This is a genomic window from Nocardioides ginkgobilobae (assembly GCF_054781275.1).
Genome location: NZ_BAAGUS010000026.1, coordinates 13704 through 29923, shown reverse-complemented (window position 1 = coordinate 29923; position 16220 = coordinate 13704). Strand labels below are relative to the sequence as shown.

Annotated in this window: 18 protein-coding genes; 11 read left to right on the top strand and 7 right to left on the bottom strand. The window is 73.8% G+C overall.

Translation table 11 applies throughout. From position 1 onward, the window contains the following. Positions 1-123: 123 nt before the first annotated feature. From ACYVID_RS17335 to ACYVID_RS17325, 3 genes are all read right to left on the bottom strand, one after another. Positions 124-648, bottom strand: a complete 525-nt coding sequence (locus ACYVID_RS17335; RefSeq protein ID WP_460739198.1) for a bifunctional adenosylcobinamide kinase/adenosylcobinamide-phosphate guanylyltransferase — start codon at positions 646-648, stop codon at positions 124-126. Positions 649-802: 154 nt separating this feature from the next. Next, on the bottom strand, positions 803-1201 hold the full coding sequence (locus ACYVID_RS17330) for a hypothetical protein (RefSeq protein WP_460739196.1): 399 nt from the start codon (positions 1199-1201) through the stop codon (positions 803-805). 59 nt (positions 1202-1260) lie between these two features. Continuing rightward, positions 1261-3084 (bottom strand): ABC transporter ATP-binding protein, encoded by a 1824-nt coding sequence (locus ACYVID_RS17325; RefSeq protein WP_460739195.1) that lies wholly within the window; start codon positions 3082-3084, stop codon positions 1261-1263. Between the two features lie 126 nt (positions 3085-3210). Here ACYVID_RS17325 and ACYVID_RS17320 point away from each other — a divergent pair, with 126 nt between their 5' ends. From ACYVID_RS17320 to ACYVID_RS17310, 3 genes are all read left to right on the top strand, one after another. Continuing rightward, positions 3211-3483 (top strand): hypothetical protein, encoded by a 273-nt coding sequence (locus ACYVID_RS17320; RefSeq protein ID WP_460739193.1) that lies wholly within the window; start codon positions 3211-3213, stop codon positions 3481-3483. 23 nt (positions 3484-3506) lie between these two features. Next, positions 3507-3992 (top strand): gluconokinase, encoded by a 486-nt coding sequence (locus ACYVID_RS17315; protein ID WP_460739191.1) that lies wholly within the window; start codon positions 3507-3509, stop codon positions 3990-3992. A 90-nt stretch (positions 3993-4082) separates the two neighbouring features. Beyond that, positions 4083-4424, top strand: coding sequence for an STAS domain-containing protein (locus ACYVID_RS17310; RefSeq protein ID WP_460739190.1), 342 nt, complete (start codon positions 4083-4085; stop codon positions 4422-4424). An 8-nt stretch (positions 4425-4432) separates the two neighbouring features. Here the strand turns inward: ACYVID_RS17310 and ACYVID_RS17305 are convergent, their stop codons facing one another. Next, on the bottom strand, positions 4433-5557 hold the full coding sequence (locus tag ACYVID_RS17305) for an FAD-dependent oxidoreductase (RefSeq protein WP_460739188.1): 1125 nt from the start codon (positions 5555-5557) through the stop codon (positions 4433-4435). Continuing rightward, a complete protein-coding gene (locus ACYVID_RS17300; protein ID WP_460739186.1) occupies positions 5550-6446 on the bottom strand; it encodes a DUF1295 domain-containing protein in 897 nt (298 codons plus the stop codon). Before ACYVID_RS17300 ends, ACYVID_RS17305 begins: the two co-directional genes overlap by 8 nt. A gap of 392 nt (positions 6447-6838) precedes the next feature. Between ACYVID_RS17300 and ACYVID_RS17295 the strand changes: the two genes are divergently transcribed. The 4 genes from ACYVID_RS17295 (at position 6839) to ACYVID_RS17280 (ending at position 11014) form a co-directional block, all read left to right on the top strand. Further along, complete coding sequence (locus tag ACYVID_RS17295) at positions 6839-8560, top strand: N-acetylmuramoyl-L-alanine amidase (RefSeq protein WP_460739184.1); 1722 nt, start codon at positions 6839-6841, stop codon at positions 8558-8560. A gap of 160 nt (positions 8561-8720) precedes the next feature. Next, on the top strand, positions 8721-9569 hold the full coding sequence (locus ACYVID_RS17290) for an SDR family oxidoreductase (protein ID WP_460739182.1): 849 nt from the start codon (positions 8721-8723) through the stop codon (positions 9567-9569). A 15-nt stretch (positions 9570-9584) separates the two neighbouring features. Next, a complete protein-coding gene (locus tag ACYVID_RS17285) occupies positions 9585-10643 on the top strand; it encodes a sodium-dependent bicarbonate transport family permease (RefSeq protein ID WP_460739180.1) in 1059 nt (352 codons plus the stop codon). Positions 10644-10714: 71 nt separating this feature from the next. Then, positions 10715-11014: a helix-turn-helix transcriptional regulator gene (locus tag ACYVID_RS17280; protein WP_460739178.1), complete on the top strand. Its 300-nt coding sequence runs from the start codon at positions 10715-10717 to the stop codon at positions 11012-11014. Positions 11015-11119: 105 nt separating this feature from the next. Here ACYVID_RS17280 and ACYVID_RS17275 read toward each other — a convergent pair whose 3' ends face one another. Continuing rightward, on the bottom strand, positions 11120-11524 hold the full coding sequence (locus tag ACYVID_RS17275; RefSeq protein WP_460739200.1) for a GyrI-like domain-containing protein: 405 nt from the start codon (positions 11522-11524) through the stop codon (positions 11120-11122). 15 nt (positions 11525-11539) lie between these two features. Continuing rightward, positions 11540-11875, bottom strand: a complete 336-nt coding sequence (locus ACYVID_RS17270; RefSeq protein WP_300641863.1) for a YnfA family protein — start codon at positions 11873-11875, stop codon at positions 11540-11542. A gap of 187 nt (positions 11876-12062) precedes the next feature. On the opposite strand from ACYVID_RS17270, the gene ACYVID_RS17265 reads away from it, so the two are divergent. From ACYVID_RS17265 to ACYVID_RS17250, 4 genes are all read left to right on the top strand, one after another. Further along, on the top strand, positions 12063-12623 hold the full coding sequence (locus ACYVID_RS17265) for a hypothetical protein (RefSeq protein ID WP_460739176.1): 561 nt from the start codon (positions 12063-12065) through the stop codon (positions 12621-12623). Positions 12624-12746: 123 nt separating this feature from the next. Further along, positions 12747-13388, top strand: a complete 642-nt coding sequence (locus ACYVID_RS17260) for a signal peptidase I (RefSeq protein ID WP_460739174.1) — start codon at positions 12747-12749, stop codon at positions 13386-13388. Between the two features lie 152 nt (positions 13389-13540). After that, positions 13541-15379 carry an Ig-like domain-containing protein gene (locus ACYVID_RS17255; RefSeq protein ID WP_460739172.1) on the top strand — a complete coding sequence of 613 codons (1839 nt, stop codon included), beginning with the start codon at positions 13541-13543 and terminating at the stop codon, positions 15377-15379. Between the two features lie 58 nt (positions 15380-15437). Next, positions 15438-16208 (top strand): response regulator transcription factor, encoded by a 771-nt coding sequence (locus ACYVID_RS17250; RefSeq protein ID WP_460739170.1) that lies wholly within the window; start codon positions 15438-15440, stop codon positions 16206-16208. The last annotated feature ends 12 nt before the right edge of the window (positions 16209-16220 follow it).

The following is a 16220-nucleotide window of genomic DNA, read 5'->3' as shown; positions in this document are numbered from 1 at the left end:
GTGAGACACGAAGACCTCCGGAGTTTCGTGAGCGAGTGGATGCTTGGTCGCTTCACACCTCACCCGGAGGTCTTCGTCATCGTCCAGCAGGCACGCCGTACCTAACGTCCGTGGTCAGTACACCTAGAGCACCAGCACCCGGCCGGCGATCACCAGGTGCACCTCGTCGCAGCCGGAGGCGACCCGCTGGTTCACGGTGCCGAGCAGGTCGCGGAAGACCCGTCCGGAGCGGTGGGCGGGGACCACGCCCCAGCCGACCTCGTTGGTCACCAGCACGACGTCGGCGCTCGCGGTCTCCAGCGCGGGCAGCAGCCGGTCGAGCTCGGCGGCGACCAGGTCCTCGAGCCGGTCGGTGGACCACTCCCAGGCGCCGGCCTCGTCCAGCAGTCGGGTCAGCCAGGTGCCCAGGCAGTCGACCAGCACCGGCACGCCGGGAGCGAGGGCGGCGAGCAGGTCACCTGACTCGTGGGTCGTCCACGTGTGGGGGCGACGGGACCGGTGCGCGGCGACCCGGGCGGCCCAGTCCGGGTCGTCCTCCCCGCTCGGGACGGGTCCCGCGGCGACGTACGCCGCCGGGCCGGCACCGGCCGCGGTGGCCAGCAGCTGCTCGGCGTGCCGGGACTTGCCGCAGCGGACTCCCCCCGTCACCAGCGTCCTCACGACGTCGCTCCCGCTCCGGTCTCCACGGGACCAGTCTCCCCGAGCGCGGATCCCCACGAGCGCCGGTCCCACGGCTGCGGGGTGGCCCCAGGACCCAGCCGACGTGGGAGATGGGCCGGCGGGGCTCGCCGAGGAGCTCGGCTCACACGGGGGCTCCTGCCGACCTCAGGTCGGCCAGCAGCCGGTCGGGCTCCGCCACTCCCAGGGTCGCCCCGGGATGGCGCAGCGGCGTCAGGCCGGTGAGGTCGATGGCACGCACCGGCTCCCGGAAGACCAGGCACAGGGCGTCGTCGCTGTTCGGGGTGAACGAGACGCCTCGGTCGGAGAAGGACAGGTGCGGAGGGCCGGCGGTCTTGAGCCACGAGAACCCGCCGGTCCGCGTGGCGGAGACGACGTTGTCCACCGCGGTGCCAAGCCGCCACGGGCCGTAGCGGACCTCGAGCCGGGCGGCGACGACCTCCACCCAGGCGGTGCGCGGCCGGATTCCGAACGCGGCGGCAGGGAGAAGGTGGGCGCGCGAGAACGCGAACGGGTGCCTCATGTCACGAGCGAACCCGGCGCCGCGCCGCGGTGCGACACCCGGCGGGGTGGCCGACGCCCTCAGGGCGTGAGGTCCCGGTCCTCGGCGTCCCCGGTCTGCACGCGCCACAGCGCGGCGTAGGCGCCGTCGAGGGCGACCAGCTCGTCGTGGGTGCCGGACTCCACGACCCGGCCCGCGTCGAGGACGTGGATGCGGTGGGCGTGGCGCACGGTCGAGAGCCGGTGCGCCACGACCACCGCGGTGCAGTGCTGGGTCGCCACCCGCAGCGAGCGCTGGATCGCGGCCTCGGTCTCGTTGTCCACGGCGCTGGTGGCCTCGTCGAGCACCAGCACGGCCGGGTCGCGCAGCAGCGCCCGCGCCAGGGCGAGCCGCTGCCGCTGGCCCCCGGACAGCGTGACGCCCCGCTCACCGACGAGGGTGTCGAGCCCGTCGGGCATCCGGTCGACGAACTCCAGCGCAGCCGCCGCCTCGGCCGCGGCCCGCACCTCCTCGCGGGTGGCGTCGGGCCGGCCGTAGGCGATGTTGTCGGCGATGGTGCCGGCGAAGAGGTAGACGTCCTGGGCGACGTACCCGATCGAGCCGCGCAGGGAGTCCCAGTCCAGGTCGCGCACGTCCTGGCCGTCGAGCAGCACCTGGCCGGTCCGGGGGTCGTCGAAACGGAGCAGCAGCCGCAGCAGCGTGGACTTGCCGGAGCCGGTCGAGCCGACCAGCGCGTGGGTCTCGCCGGCCGGCACCACGAGGTCGACGTGGTGCAGGACGTCGGGCCCCTCGGCGTACCCCACCCGCACGCCGCGCAGCTCGACGGCACCCCGCACCGGCCGCGCCAGGGCGGCGCTGCCGGCGGGCACCTCGACCGGCTCGGCGAGCAGCGCCAGGATGCGGGCGGTGGAGGCGCGGCCCCGCTGGTAGAGGTCCAGGACGGTGGCCACCTCGGTCAGCGGCCACAGCAGTCGCTGCGTCATGAAGACCAGCACGGAGTAGAGCCCGACCTCCAGGTCCCCGCGCAGCGTCGCCCAGCCGCCGAGCAGCAGGGTGCAGGTGAAGCCGGCGAGGATCGCCATCCGCACCAGCGGCACGAAGGCTGCCGAGGAGCGGATCGCCGCGACGTTGGCGGCGCGGTAGGCCAGGGAGGCCTCCTCGACGCGCTCGCGCTCGCGGTCCTCGGCGGTGAAGGCCTTGATCGTGGCCAGCCCGCCGAGGTTGGCCGAGAGCACGCCCGAGAGGTCGGCGACGGTCTCCCGCACCCGGGCGTAGAGCGGCTCGAGGCGGCGCTGGAAGACCAGCGACCCGACGACGATGAGCGGGATCGGCAGGAAGGCCAGCAGCCACAGCTGCCACGAGGCGAACGCGAAGACGGCCCCGACCAGCACGACGTTGAGGAAGGTCTGCAGGATCGCCGGCGCCCCCACGTCGAGGAACCGCTCGAGCTGGTTCACGTCGTCGTTGAGCGTGGCGAGCGTCGTCCCCGACGACCGGGCCTCGTGCCAGCCCAGGTGCAGGTGCTGCGCGTGGTCGTACGCCGCCACCCGCAGCTCGTGCTCGACCGACTGCGCCAGCCCGCGCCACAGCACGTCGGCGACGTACTGCGATAGCGACTCGACCACCCAGACCACCACGTTGATGACCGCCAGCCAGGCCAGCTGCGCGTAGCGGGAGTCGACGCCGAGGACCTGCTGGACCAGCGAGTCCTGGCCCCGGACGACCACGTCGACCGCCGCGCCGATCAGCAACTCGGGCATGACGTCGGCGACCTTGTTGACCGTCGAGGCGACCACCGCGGCGACCAGGCGCGGACGGTGCTGCTGGTGGCGTCGCCACAGCGCCCGCAAGGGCTGCTCGACGGGCGTCGCGGAGGTGCTGGCTGCGGGTGCGGCGGAGGTCACGGGGAGGCAGTCTTCCTGTTCACCTCGCCGGTGCTCGCAACCGGCCGCCCAGGACCTACGCTTGCCCTCGCCCCGGCGATCCCGGGGCCAGCGACACGGACAGGGACCCGGGAGGGGTGGACCACAGTGGACTTCTTGAAGGACGTCTCCGGCGATGCGCGCGCGACCGCGGCTCGCCTGGACTTCGAGCGCACGGCGACACGCGTCGAGCGGGTCGATCCCGCCACGTCCGCCCGGGCCCGCCTGCAGGCGATGTCGCTGGGTCGCGAGCTGCGCGCGCGCCGCCGCCCGCCGGAGTCGTACGCCGTGGAGCTGGAGTCCCTGACCGACCAGCTCCGCCGGGTGCTGGACGGCCCGGGAGCCCCGCTGGCCGCTGCTCCCGCCGGCGCGCCGTCCTGAGCCGCACACCCGGCCGGCCGACCGTGCTCCTCGTGGTGATGGGTGTCTCCGGGAGCGGGAAGTCGACCATCGGGTCCGCCCTGGCGGCCCGGCTCGACGTGCCGTTCGTGGACGGTGACGACCTGCACCCGGCGGCCAACGTCGACCGGATGCGTGCGGGCGAGCCGCTGACCGACGAGGACCGTCGCCCGTGGCTGGACGCGGTCGGCGCCTGGCTGGCCGCGCACCCCGAGGGCGGCGTGACGGCGTGCTCGGCGCTGCGCCGCTCCTACCGCGACCGGCTGCGCGCGCACGCCCCGTCCACGTGGTTCGTGCACCTCGACGGCGACCCCGCGCTGGTGGCCGAGCGCCAGGCCGCGCGCCGCGGCCACTTCATGCCCGCCTCCCTGCAGGCCTCCCAGCAGGCGACCCTCGAGCCGTTGGAGCCGGACGAGGCCGGGGTCCGCGTCGACGTCGCCCTCCCGCCCGAGGCGCTGGTCGAGCAGGTCCTCGCACTCCTGCCCCGGTGACGGCCACCATGACGGACTTCGCCCCGAGGGGTATATCCCCGCTCCCGGACACCGCGCCATCCTGGGCGTTCCCCCAGTAGCAGGAGTCCAGTGACCAGCACCCCCGCCCCCGAGGACGTCTTCCTCGAGGTCGTCCAGCACCCCGACCGGACCGTCGTCGTCTGCTCCGGCGAGATCGACGTCCGCACCGCCCCGGAGCTGCGCCAGGCCCTCTTCGACCCCGAGGTCGTGGGCGCTCCGCTGGTGGTCGTCGACCTCGCGCGGGTGACCTTCCTGGACTCGGTCGGCATCGGCGCGCTGGTGGCCGCCCGACGCTGGCTCACCTCGCGCGGCACCGGCCTGGTGCTGGTCTGCGGGGACACCCAGCCGCGGCGGGTCCTCACGATGACCGGGCTGCACAAGGTCTTCGACATCGCCCTGCCCGACGCCTGAGCGACCCCTCAGCCGCGCCGCACCCCGCCGTAGATCCCCCGCTTCACCACGAGCGGCTGCAGCGCCCGGTCGACGACCGCGCGCGGGACCCGGAACGCCCGGCCCCCCTTGTCGAAGACCTCGAGGCCGCTGCGCTGCAGCCCCAGCACCGAGCCCCAGCGCCGTGCGGGCAGCGCGACCTCGCGCAGCGGCTCGCCCGCGAGGTGGGCGCGGACGTTACGCACCAGCACCGGGTGGGCGAAGTTGCGTGCGGTCGAGCGCAGCGGGTCGGTCGCGGCGACGTCGCCGATCGCGAAGACACGGTCGGTGCCGGGCACCCGCAGGTCGCGCCCGGTCCGCACGAACCCCTGCTCGTCGAGCACCTCGGCCGGCAGCCAGCCGGTGTGCGGGCGCACCCGCCCCACGGCCCAGACCACGAGGTCGGCGGGGGCGTCGGGCTGGCCGGTGCTCCAGCGCACCGGACCGGGGCACGGCTCGTCACTCTCCGGCAGCACCGCACGGTGGCCGGGGTGCAGCGCGACCCCCGCCGCCTCCAGCCGCCGGCGTACCCCTGCCCAGGTGCGGCCGTGGTGCTGCGGCAGCGCCCGCTCGCCGGGGAACCACAGCGAGACCTGCTTGTCGGGCCAGCGCACCGCGAGGTTGTACGCCGCCGACACCGCGGCCGCGCCGCCCCCGACCACGGCGACCGTGGCGGCTGCCGCGACCTGGGCGTGCCGGGCGGCGAGGTCGGCGGCGACCGCCGCGTCGTCGCGCAGCCCGTCGGAGCGCCAGAACCCGTTGGCGACGCCGGTCGCGACGACCAGCACGTCCCACCCGAGGGTGCCGGTGGTGCCGTCGGCGTGCTCGACGGTGACCTCGCGGGCGTCGAGGTCGGCCGAGACCAGCCGCCCGTGGACCACGTCGACGGGGTCGAGACGGCGGAAGGAGCGGTAGGCGATCCGGTAGTCGCGCGACCAGGCGTCGGGGTCGCGCAGTCGCAGCCCGAGCTCCTGGCCGCTGACCAGCCCGGTCGTCGGCGAGACGCCGGTGACCGCGAGGTCGCGGTGCCGCGCCAGCGCGCCCGCGGCGAGGACGCCGGTGTCGCCGAGCCCGGCGACCAGGACCCGGGTCCGGGCCGGGCCGCCGCTAGCCACGGCGCGGCGGGCGCGGGAGCAGCATCGGCACGGTGTCGATGACGTCCTGGTAGCCCGGGCGCCGCTCGAGGCTGCGCTGCTCCATCATCGGGATGCTCGCCCCCAGGAACATCGCCACCATCGCGACCACCCCGAGGACCTGCCACCACCACACCTCGGGCGCGGCGGAGAGCCCGAAGAGCGCCAGCGAGGTCCACATGAGGATCTCGCCGAGGTAGTTCGGGTGCCGCGACCACGCCCACAGCCCGGTGGTCAGCGACTCGCCGGGCTGCTTGGTGCGGGCGAAGCGGTGCTGCTGGGTGTCGGAGACCAGCTGGAGCAGCACGGCGCCCACGCCGACCACCAGCGCCACGACGTCGAGCGCGCCCCAGGCCCGGTCGGAGCGGGTCACGTAGTAGACCGGCACCATCGCGGCGAAGACCTGGAGGGTCGGGAGGACGTGGATCGCCATGAGGTCGACCGGCACCGCCATCGCGGGGTTCTTGTCCCGCAGCAGCGGGTAGCGCCAGTCCTCGTGGTGCAGGCCCGGCCAGGAGTAGACCCAGTTGGCGGTCAGCCGGACCGCCCAGAGCCAGAGCACGACGGAGAGCAGCGCGTAGCGCACGCCGTCCGCGCCGGGGTCGCGCTCGAGCCACCAGTAGACGGCCAGCAGCGGCGGGATGACCGACCAGTAGGCGTCGTAGCAGGAGGAGTTGCGCACGACCCGGCTGCCCGCGAACACCACCAGCGTCGCGACCAGGTCGGCGAGGGGCGTGTCGAGCAGCAGCCACTCGGTGTCCGGGCCGAGCTCGAGCCAGGCCAGGGCCGCCGCCACCGCCACGACGTAGAGGACCGTGACGATGGCGAGCGAGGCCCCGCGGCTGCGGACGGGTGCGCTGGTGTCGTGCATGGCCGAATTAGAACGTGTTCCACATCACGTCGTCCAGCACCGCTGGACCGCTCCGCTTCCCCGGCCCGGCCATGATGGCCCGCTGAGCAGCCTCCCCGACCGCGACCGGCTCCCCGACCAGGTGTGGAACCTGCTCGTCCTCGGCGGCGGCACCGCCGGTAGACCGCTGCGGCGGCCGGCCCGAGCCATGCGGTCGAGGTCGAGCTGCCGCCCCACGAGGCCGCCCCGGTCGGCGCCGCGGTGCGGGTCTCGGCTGCCCCGGGGGCCTCGGCGTGGGCCGTCCCCGGTGCCCTCGGCCCCGCCCGGGTCGGATCCCACTGACCCCACACGTCACACCCGCCACGCGGGCGACCTCCCACGATCACCCGGTCGGTCTTGCGACCATGCGGGACGTGACTGAGCCGACCCCCCGTACCCCGACCAGTCGCCGCACCCTCGCCAAGGCCGGCGTCGCCGCCGCGGTGGGCGTCGGCGCCGTCGGCACCGCGGTGCGCCTGACCCAGCACGACGACGGCCCCGCGGACCGCCCCGGCGGCGCGCTGGTCCTCTCGGCCGACGACGGGTCCGACATCGCGGCGCTCGAGGTCCCGCTCGAGCTGGGCGCGGCCCGTGGCGGCGTGCGGGAGACCGACGCCCTGCCGACCTCGCTCTACTCGATGGTCGGCGTCACCTGGCGCGGCGACGCCTCGCCCCAGGTGTGGGCCCGGGCCCGTCGCAGCGACGGCTGGACCGACTGGACCCGGATGCCGGTCCTGGAGGACCGACCCGAGTCCGACGCGTGGCGCGCGGACCGGCACGGCACCGCGGCCTGGTGGGTCGGCCCGAGCCGGTCGGTCCAGGTCCGGGTCGCCGGCGCCGTACCCCCGGGGATGCGGCTGGTGCTGCTCCACCCCGCCTCCCGTCCCGAGGACGAGATGGGGATCACCGCGGCGCGCTCCACCGCCGCCGACGACGTGCAGGCACCCCGACCCGAGATCAACTCCCGCGCGCGCTGGGGCGCCGAGGAGTCGTGGCGCAACGGCCGGCCGAGCTACGAGTCGACGATCGAGCAGGTGCACGTGCACCACACGGCCAGCGGCAACGACTACTCCCGCACCGACGTCCCGGCGTTGATCCGCGGCTTCTACCGCTATCACACCAAGAGCCTCGGCTGGTCCGACCTCGCCTACAACTTCCTGGTCGACAAGTTCGGTCGGATCTGGGAGGGCCGCGCCGGCGGCGTGGCCCGCAACGTGCGCGGCGCGCACACCCTGGGCTTCAACTCCGACTCCTGCGGCATCGCCGCGATCGGCAACTACGAGCAGGTCCAGGCCCCCGACGCGGTCGTCCGTGGCGTCGCCGCGGTGGCCGCCTGGAAGCTCGACCTGCACGGCCGCAAGGCCCGGGGACGTACGACGGTGCGCTCGGAGGGCTCGGACAAGTACCGCTCCGGCGCGATGGCCACGCTGCGCGTCATCGACGGGCACCGCGACACCAACGACACGTCCTGCCCCGGCTCGAACCTCTACCGCAGGCTCCCCGACATCCGGGCCCGGGCGCACGAGCTGATGACGAAGCCCCCGGAGCCCTCGAACGTCGTCGTGCAGCAGCCCGCCGACGTCGCCGGCGCCGCCGTCGTGGGGCGCGGGCTCAAGGTGGTCGCCGGCCGCTACGACCCCGAGGGCGCGCGCTCGCGCTACCAGTGGCTGCGCGAGGGCAGCCCGGTCGCCGGCGCCACGACCTGGCGCTACCTCTGCCGCGAGGCCGACCTCGGCAGCCGGATCTCCGTGCGCGTCACCACCCAGGCCCCCGGCCGCGACCCGGTCGTCGAGGTCGCCGAGGGCGGGCGGGTCCAGTCTCCCGTCGACCTGCAGGTCAAGACCCGCCGCCGGGGCGGCCGGCTGCGCGCCAAGGTCTCCGTCACCAGCCCCGACGGCATCGGCGCCGAGCCGACCGGCAGCGTCTCGCTCACCATCGGCGGGCGCACCGTCGAGCGCCGACTGCGCGACCTCGACAAGCCGATCTGGTTCGGCCGCGGCCAGCCGCTCAAGCCCAGGGCCACCCGGCTGGTCGTCACCTACTCCGGCGACCGGCGGTTCCAGGCGCGGGAAGTACGGCGGACGGTCACGCCGTAGGTCGGTCGCGGTGGGACGGGTCCGCCACCTGCCCACCGCCCCGCCCTGATCGAGGACCTCGAGGCCAAGCACTGCCGAACGCGGGTGACCTGCCTCACGAACAGTGAAACCCGAATTCAAATACATGTAGTTTGCTTCCGGTGCGGCGGCCGACCAGGGCATGCCCACGAGACCGGAGGAGCTCATGGACATGCTCGACGACAAGGTCGTCCTGGTGACGGGCGTCGTGAACGCTGACAGCATCGCCTTCGGCGTCGCGCGCCGAGCGCTCGAGCTCGGGGCGGAGGTGGTGCTGACAGCCCTCGAGCGCGACCTCGACCAGGCCCGGACGGCTGCCGCGCTGCTGGGCCTCGAGGACGTCCTCGCCTACGACGCGACCTGTCCCGACTCCGCGGACAGGCTGGTCGCCGTCCTGCGCGAGCGCCACGGGCGGCTCGATGCCGCGCTGCACGCGATCGCCTTCGCCCCGCGGGCCGCGCTGTCGGGGGCCATGACCGGCGTCGACCCGGCGGGGCTGGAGAAGGCGTTCCGCACCAGCACGGTCTCGTACGCCGAGGTCGCGCGCGTGCTCCAGCAGCTCGCGCCGCCGTCGGGCGCCAGCCTGGTCGGCCTGGACTTCGATGCCGGTGCGGCCTGGTCGGTCTACAACTGGATGGGCGTCTGCAAGGCCGCGCTCGAGGCGCTCAACCGCTACCTCGCCCGTGACCTGGGCCGGGCAGGCATCCGGTCGAACCTGGTGGCGGCCGGGCCGATCCACACCCGGGCCGCGGGCGGCATCCCGGACTTCGACCAGCTGCTCCTCGCCTGGGAGGAGCGAGCACCGCTGGCGTGGGACCCCCGGGACACCGCCCCCACCGCGGATGCCGTGTGCTTCCTGTTCTCCGACATGGCGCGGGCGGTCACCGGCGAGGTCGTGCACGTCGACGGCGGCTACCACGCGATGGCCGCGCCCCTGCGTCGCGACGTCCGCGCCACTGACGAGCGCCAGCCCGCCCCCACCGGCCACTGAGAGAGCAGGACGATCATGGACACCAGCACGCTCGGCAACCTCACCGACCCCGTCATCCTCTTCTTCGTCGTCGGCCTCACGGCAGGCGCGCTGCGCTCCAACCTCGAGGTCCCCGCGGCGGTCACGAAGTTCCTCTCGCTCTACCTGCTGATGGCCATCGGCTTCAAGGGCGGCCAGGCGCTCGCGGTCTCCGGCGTCACGGCCGACGGAGCGAAGGTGCTCGCGCTGGCGGTCGTGCTCGCCGTCACCATCCCGGTGCTCGGGTACGCCGTGCTGCGCCGGCGGGTCGGCGCCTTCGACGCCGCTGCGATTGCTGCGACCTACGGATCGGTCAGCGCGGTGACCTTCATCGCCGCCAGCCAGTTCACGACGTCGCGCGGCGACGAGCCGGGAGGGCACATGACGGTCGCGCTCGTGCTCATGGAGACCCCGGCGATCGTCATGGCGGTGGTGCTGGCCGAGCTGGCCCGTTCCCGGGCCCGTCGCTCGGTCCTGCTGAGTCGGCCGGTCGGGGTGACCGTGGGCGGGACGCCCGGGGCACCGGCGCCGCTGGACGACCTGGGCGACCCCGAGCCGTCCTCGGGCCCGCGGGTCCGAGGGGTGCTGCGCACCGCCTTCACCGAGGGCACCTTCGTGCTGCTGGTGGGTTCGCTCGTCGTCGGTCTCGCGGCCGGCGCGGACGGGGGCCAGGCGATGGCTCCGCTGGTGGTCGACCTCTTCAAGGGACTGCTCGCCTTCTTCCTCCTCGACCTCGGTCTGCTCGTGGCGCGGCAGCTGCGCGAGGCACGTGGCATCGACCCGATGCTGGTCGGCTTCGCGGTCGCGATGCCCCTGGTGGGCGCGACGATGGCGCTGCTCCTCGGCGCGTCCGCGGACCTGGGCGTCGGTGACCTGACGATGCTGACCGTGCTGGCCGCCAGCGGCAGCTACATCGTGGTGCCCGCGATCGCCCGCTACGCCATCCCCGAGGCGCAGCCCTCGCGGTACCTCACGATGGCCCTCGGGATCACCTTCCCGTTCAACATCGTGCTGGGGATCCCCCTCTACCACCTCGTGGCCGGCGCGCTCGTCTGACGGGGCACGGAGCCCGGTGTCCGGCGTCGGGGTCCGGACCCGAGCACGTGCGACGCCGATAGACTCCCGGGGTGGGCGAGATCGACGGTGGGTCGCGCGAGGAGCGCTCGTGGACCTTCCTCAGCAACCACGGGCACGTGCTCGTGGCGCTGAGCCGTGACCCGAGCGCTCGTCTGCGCGACATCGCTGACGCCGTGGGCATCACCGAAAGGGCCACCCAGGCGATCGTGCGCGACCTCGAGTCGGCCGGCTACGTCACCAAGCTCAAGGTCGGACGTCGCAACGAGTACCGCCTGCACCCCGATCGACGCCTGCGCCACCCCGCGGAGTCCAGCACCCCGATCAAGGCGCTGCTGAGCATCTTCGACTGACGCGGTGCGCGCCGGGTGCGCGGCAGGCCGAGCACCCCCACCCCAGCACCCGCGGCGTCGTGCCGCGGGCCGGAGGGTCGTGCTCGGCCTCCCGGCCTGCAGCCGTCAGCCGCCGGCGGGCTCCACCGGCAGCCACAGGTCGCACGTCGCCGTGCCGGCGGCCATGTCGAGGTCCAGCGTGGCCACGATCTCGGGCCCCGGGCGCAGCCGCCAGGGCTGCGAGGGGAACCACGACGTCGCCGTGGCCGCCCACGCCTCCTGCAGCGCCTGCGGGTGCGGCCCCTGGGTCCGGAAGACCGCCCAGGTGCCTGGTGCGACGTCGATGACGTCCAGGTCCTGCGGGGCCTCGGCGGTGGTGGCCACGCCGTGCAGGTAGGTCAGCGTGCTCCCCTCGGCGCGGTCCGGGTCGAGGTCGTCGCTGACGGCCAGGACTCCGCGCGGCTCGGTGTCGTTGAGCTCCTTGAGCCGGCGGGAGCGGCAACGACCCGCACCCGACCTCCCGGGACCGATGCGATCAGCCGAGGCTCAGGCCGAGCGCGGGGCGTACATGATCAGCGCCACGCCCACCAGGCACACCAGCGCACCGCTCACGTCCCACCGGTCGGGCCGGAACCCGTCGACGACCATGCCCCACAGCAGCGAGCCGGCCACGAAGACCCCGCCGTAGGCCGCCAGGATCCGCCCGAAGTTCGCGTCCGGCTGCAGGGTCGCCACGAAGCCGTAGATCCCCAGCGCGATGACGCCCGCGCCGATCCACAGCCAGCCGCGGTGCTCGCGCACGCCCTGCCACACCAGCCAGGCGCCACCGATCTCGGCGAGCGCCGCGGCAGCGAAGAGCACGATCGAGCGGGCGGTGTCCATGGACCCCATCCTCCCAGGCCGCGCTGTTGCCCTCGCGTAGCCGAGGAGGCGAGGAGTGCCCCGATGTTGCCCAGACGTGGTGTGGAGGAGGTGTGCGCGTGAGCAGCCCGTGGTCCCCGGCCGACCAGTGTTCTACCCATCACCCGGAGCCGCACCGAGCGGCTCCACCACCTCCCAGGAGCACACCATGGCCGCCAACCGCCGCAAGATCCTCGTCCCCCTCGCCACCCTGACCGTCGCCGGCGCCGTCGCCGTCGGCTCGGGTGCCAGCTTCACCTCGACCACCGCCTCGACCACCTCGGTCAGCTCCGGGATCGTGTCGCACTCCAACGACGTCACCAGCCTCGACATCACCAACATCAAGGACGGCGACACCATCACCGGCTCGGTGACGGTGACCAACACCGGCACCCTGCAGTCCGACCTGACCCTGCAGGCCACTGCTGCCGACGGTGGCTTCGTCAACCCCGACCTCAACCTGCAGCTGGTCTCCGGCGGCACCACGCTCTACAACGGGCCGTTCCAGGACGTCGAGACCGCCGGCGTCCTCGACGTGGCCACCCTGGCCGTCGACGGTGCCGGTGAGTCCGCGACCGTCCAGTTCATCGTGACCCTCGACGAGCTGACCGACAACAGCAACGAGAACAAGACCGCCTCCGCCTCCTTCACCTGGGTCTCCACCCAGCTCGAGGGCGAGGGCCTGGGCTTCACGTCGGCCTTCGCGGGCGCCTTCGGCATCGGCTCCTGATCCACCGCACCACCACGACTCCTGGGGAGGAGCGCTCCTGCCCGGCGGCACCGCCGGGCAGGAGCACCCCCGGATCACCCGCAGCACCCGCAGCACGACACGACACCGACACGAGGTCCCGCGATGACGATCATCAGCAGCACCCCCGCCCCGAGCCACCGGGACCGCTCCCGCGGCGCGCGTGTGCGCAACCTGCTCGTCAACCTGGGCGTCGGCCTGACCATGCTGGCCGCCCTCGCGTTCCTCCTGCCGAGCCTCATGGGCCTGCAGCGCTACGTCATCATGGGCGGCTCGATGGAGGGCACCTACGACCTCGGGTCGGTCATCTTCTCCGAGGTCGTGCCGGTCGAGGACCTCGAGGTCGGCGACGTCATCACCTACGTCCCGCCCGCGGACTCCGGCATCACGAACCTCGTCACGCACCGCATCGTCGAGATCGACGGCGACGAGTTCCGCACCCAGGGCGACGCCAACGCCGACGTCGACCCGTGGACCTTCCAGCTGACCGCGGCCACCCAGCCCCGCGTCGTCACCCACGTCCCGTACGTCGGGTACGCCTTCATGGCCCTCGCCGACCGCGGCACCCGGATGGCGCTCATCGGCCTGCCCGCGGGCCTCATCGCCCTGTGGAGCCTGGTCGAGCTGGTGCGGGCCCTGCGCCCCCAGCGCGACCGCCGCGACGACGAGCCGGTCACCCAGGAGTCCGGGACCGTGGCTCCCGCGGTCCCGAGCCCCCGCGCCAGCGCCTCGCCGGCCCTCGTCTGAGGCTGCTGCCCGAGCCGCACCCGCCCCGCGTCGTACGACGCCGTCGACACCGTTGCCCACTCGTGGTGCAGCGGTGTCCTGCGTGTGGGGTGGGCGTGACGCGCTCCTCGACAGACTGCTCTGCATCCCCTCCCCCAGGAAACGAGCCCCCGATGTCCCAGCAGACCCCCAGCCGGCACCGCGCCGCCGGACGCAGCCGCGTCGTCGGCCGGCCGTCGCTGCGGCTGCTGGGCGTCCTGCTGGTCGTGCTCGTGACCGCGGGCACCACCTGGTTCTCGGGCGCCAGCTTCACCTCCGGCTCCAGCACCCTGGCGCGCGTCGGTGCCGCAGCCGACTACCACCCGCCCACCGTCTCGGTCACCAGCCCCGGCGCCACCGTCAAGGGCGCGGTGCAGGTCCAGGCGGTCGCCGCCGACACCGGGTCCGGCGTGGCCCGGGTCGTCATCGAGTACGCCGCCGCCGGGTCCTTCACGTGGACCGCGCTGTGCACCGACCCGACCGCCCCCTACGCCTGCGCGTGGGACACCACCAAGGTCAACGACGGCGACTACCAGCTGCGCGCCACGGCCACCGACAACGTCGGCACCACCGCCACCTCGACCACCGTGACCACGCGGGTCGCCAACCCGGTCGCCGTCGTGCTGACCACGATCCCCGACGTCGTGAAGGGCTCGGTGCCGCTGTCGGCCACCGTCACCGGCGCGGGCGGCCGGACCCTGTCCAGCACGTTCTTCCACCGGGTCGACGGTGCGAGCACGTTCACGGCGATCTCCACCTGCACGAACATCTCCGGGGCGACGCCGTCCTGCTCCTGGGCCACCGGCACCGTCGGTGACCTCCACGACGTCCAGGTCGTCACCACCGTCGGCGGCACCACCGTGGTCTCTCACGAGCAGCTCGACGTCATGGTCGACAACGTCGCGCCGACCACGACCGTCACCGCGCCCTCGCCGATGAGCGGCACCGTCCAGGTCACGGCCACCCCGGCCGACGAGGACTCCGGCGTCGCCTCGGTCGCCCTGTCCTACCGCGCCAAGGGCACCACCGCGTGGACCGCCCTGTGCACGGTGACCGCCAGCCCGTGGCGCTGCGCGCTCGACACGACCGGGCTCAACGGCCTGCTGACCTACGAGCTGCGCGCCATCGCCACCGACGTCGCCGGCAACCCCTCGCCGGCCGCGATCATCGAGCGCACGGTCAGCAACGGGCTGGCCACCATCACCATCACCTCGCCGCTCACCGGCGACCTGGTGAAGGGCACGCACACGATCACCACCGACTACTCCACCCCGCTGGGCTCCCCGGCCAGCCAGGTCGTCCTCCAGGCCAAGCCGAGCGCCAGCTCGAACTGGGTCACGGTGTGCACCGACCTCACCGCGCCCTACACCTGCGACTGGGCCACGGCCGGACTGACCAGCGGCAGCTGGGACCTGCGGGCCACCATGACGTACGGCGTCGCCCTCACCGTGACCTCGCCGGTCGTGACGGTCCAGATCGACAACAACCCGCTGCGGGCCCTGGACGTCCAGGCCGCCAACGGAGGGCTCTCGGGCAAGGCCGACGCCGGTGACACGCTCACCTTCACCTACGCCGGGTCCGTGGACCTGACCAGCATCAAGGCCGGCTGGAACGGCACCAGCACCGCGCTCACGGTGACCTTCAGCGACAAGGCCTCCGCACCCATCAGCGCCACCGACCGTGCCACCTTCAACGTCCCGCTCGGCACGGTGCTGTTCAACCAGAACTACGTCGGCAAGAAGAAGAACGTCGCCGTCCCCGCGACCATGGTCGCGACCACGAGCACCGCCGGCGGCTCGACCACCACCACCATCGTGGTCACCCTCGGCTCCAGCACCTCCGGCGACCTCAAGAGCAGCACCACCACCGGGGCCATGACCTGGACGCCGTCCGCCTCGGCCCGCAGCACCTCCGGCGTCGCCTGCTCCACGACCTCGGCGGTCGAGTCCGGTGCCGGCGACCGCGACCTGTGACCGGCCGGTCGCCGCTGCGTCCCCGCCGTCGCTCGAGCACACGCCCTATCCTGCGGACGTGACGGCCGACGCGACTCCTGCGACCACTACCGTGCTCATCGTCGAGGACGACGTCGACATCGCGCTGACCCTGCAGCGGATGCTCGAGCGTCAGGGCTACCAGGTGACCTGGGCCGACACCGGTCAGAAGGGCCTGGCCGAGATCCGCCGCTCCCCGCACGTGGTGCTGCTCGACCTCGGGCTGCCGGACATGGACGGCCTCGACGTGTGCAAGCAGGCCCGCGAGGAGGGGTACGACGGCGGCATCATGATCCTCACCGCGCGCTCCGACGAGCTGGACCGGGTGGTGGGCCTCGACTACGGCGCCGACGACTACCTGGCCAAGCCGTTCCCGATCGCCGAGATGCAGGCGCGCGTGCGCGCGCTGGCCCGCCGGGCCGTCCGCACCCTCGGGCCCGGGGAGGCCGCGTCCGGCGAGCAGGCCGCGTCGGCGCCGAGCGCCGCGAGCAGCACGGCGGGCGCCCCCGCCGACGAGCACGCCCTGCGCGTGGACGTCGCGGCCCGGCGTACGTGGGTGGGCCGCCAGGAGCTGACCCTGACCACCAAGGAGTTCGACGTGCTGGCGCTGCTCGACGCCGAGCGGGGTGCGGTCGTGACCCGCGAGCGGCTGATGGCGGAGGTGTGGGACGAGAACTGGTTCGGCTCGACCAAGACCCTCGACGTGACGATGGGCCGCCTGCGCGGCAAGCTCGAGGAGGCCGGCGCCACCGCGGAGGTCGTCACCGTGCGCGGCGTCGGGTTCCGGCTCGAGAGAGAGCCGGGTGCCTAGCCGCGGGGCGGG

Bases quoted from the DNA above. Each gene is read 5' to 3' on its own strand.
- ACYVID_RS17330 (WP_460739196.1), bottom strand. From the start codon at position 1,201: ATGAGGCACCCGTTCGCGTTCTCGCGCGCCCACCTTCTCCCTGCCGCC.
- ACYVID_RS17300 (WP_460739186.1), bottom strand. From the start codon at position 6,446: ATGCACGACACCAGCGCACCCGTCCGCAGCCGCGGGGCCTCGCTCGCC.
- ACYVID_RS17290 (WP_460739182.1), top strand. From the start codon at position 8,721: ATGCCCACGAGACCGGAGGAGCTCATGGACATGCTCGACGACAAGGTC.
- ACYVID_RS17285 (WP_460739180.1), top strand. From the start codon at position 9,585: ATGGACACCAGCACGCTCGGCAACCTCACCGACCCCGTCATCCTCTTC.
- ACYVID_RS17270 (WP_300641863.1), bottom strand. From the start codon at position 11,875: ATGGACACCGCCCGCTCGATCGTGCTCTTCGCTGCCGCGGCGCTCGCC.
- ACYVID_RS17265 (WP_460739176.1), top strand. From the start codon at position 12,063: ATGGCCGCCAACCGCCGCAAGATCCTCGTCCCCCTCGCCACCCTGACC.
- ACYVID_RS17260 (WP_460739174.1), top strand. From the start codon at position 12,747: ATGACGATCATCAGCAGCACCCCCGCCCCGAGCCACCGGGACCGCTCC.
- ACYVID_RS17255 (WP_460739172.1), top strand. From the start codon at position 13,541: ATGTCCCAGCAGACCCCCAGCCGGCACCGCGCCGCCGGACGCAGCCGC.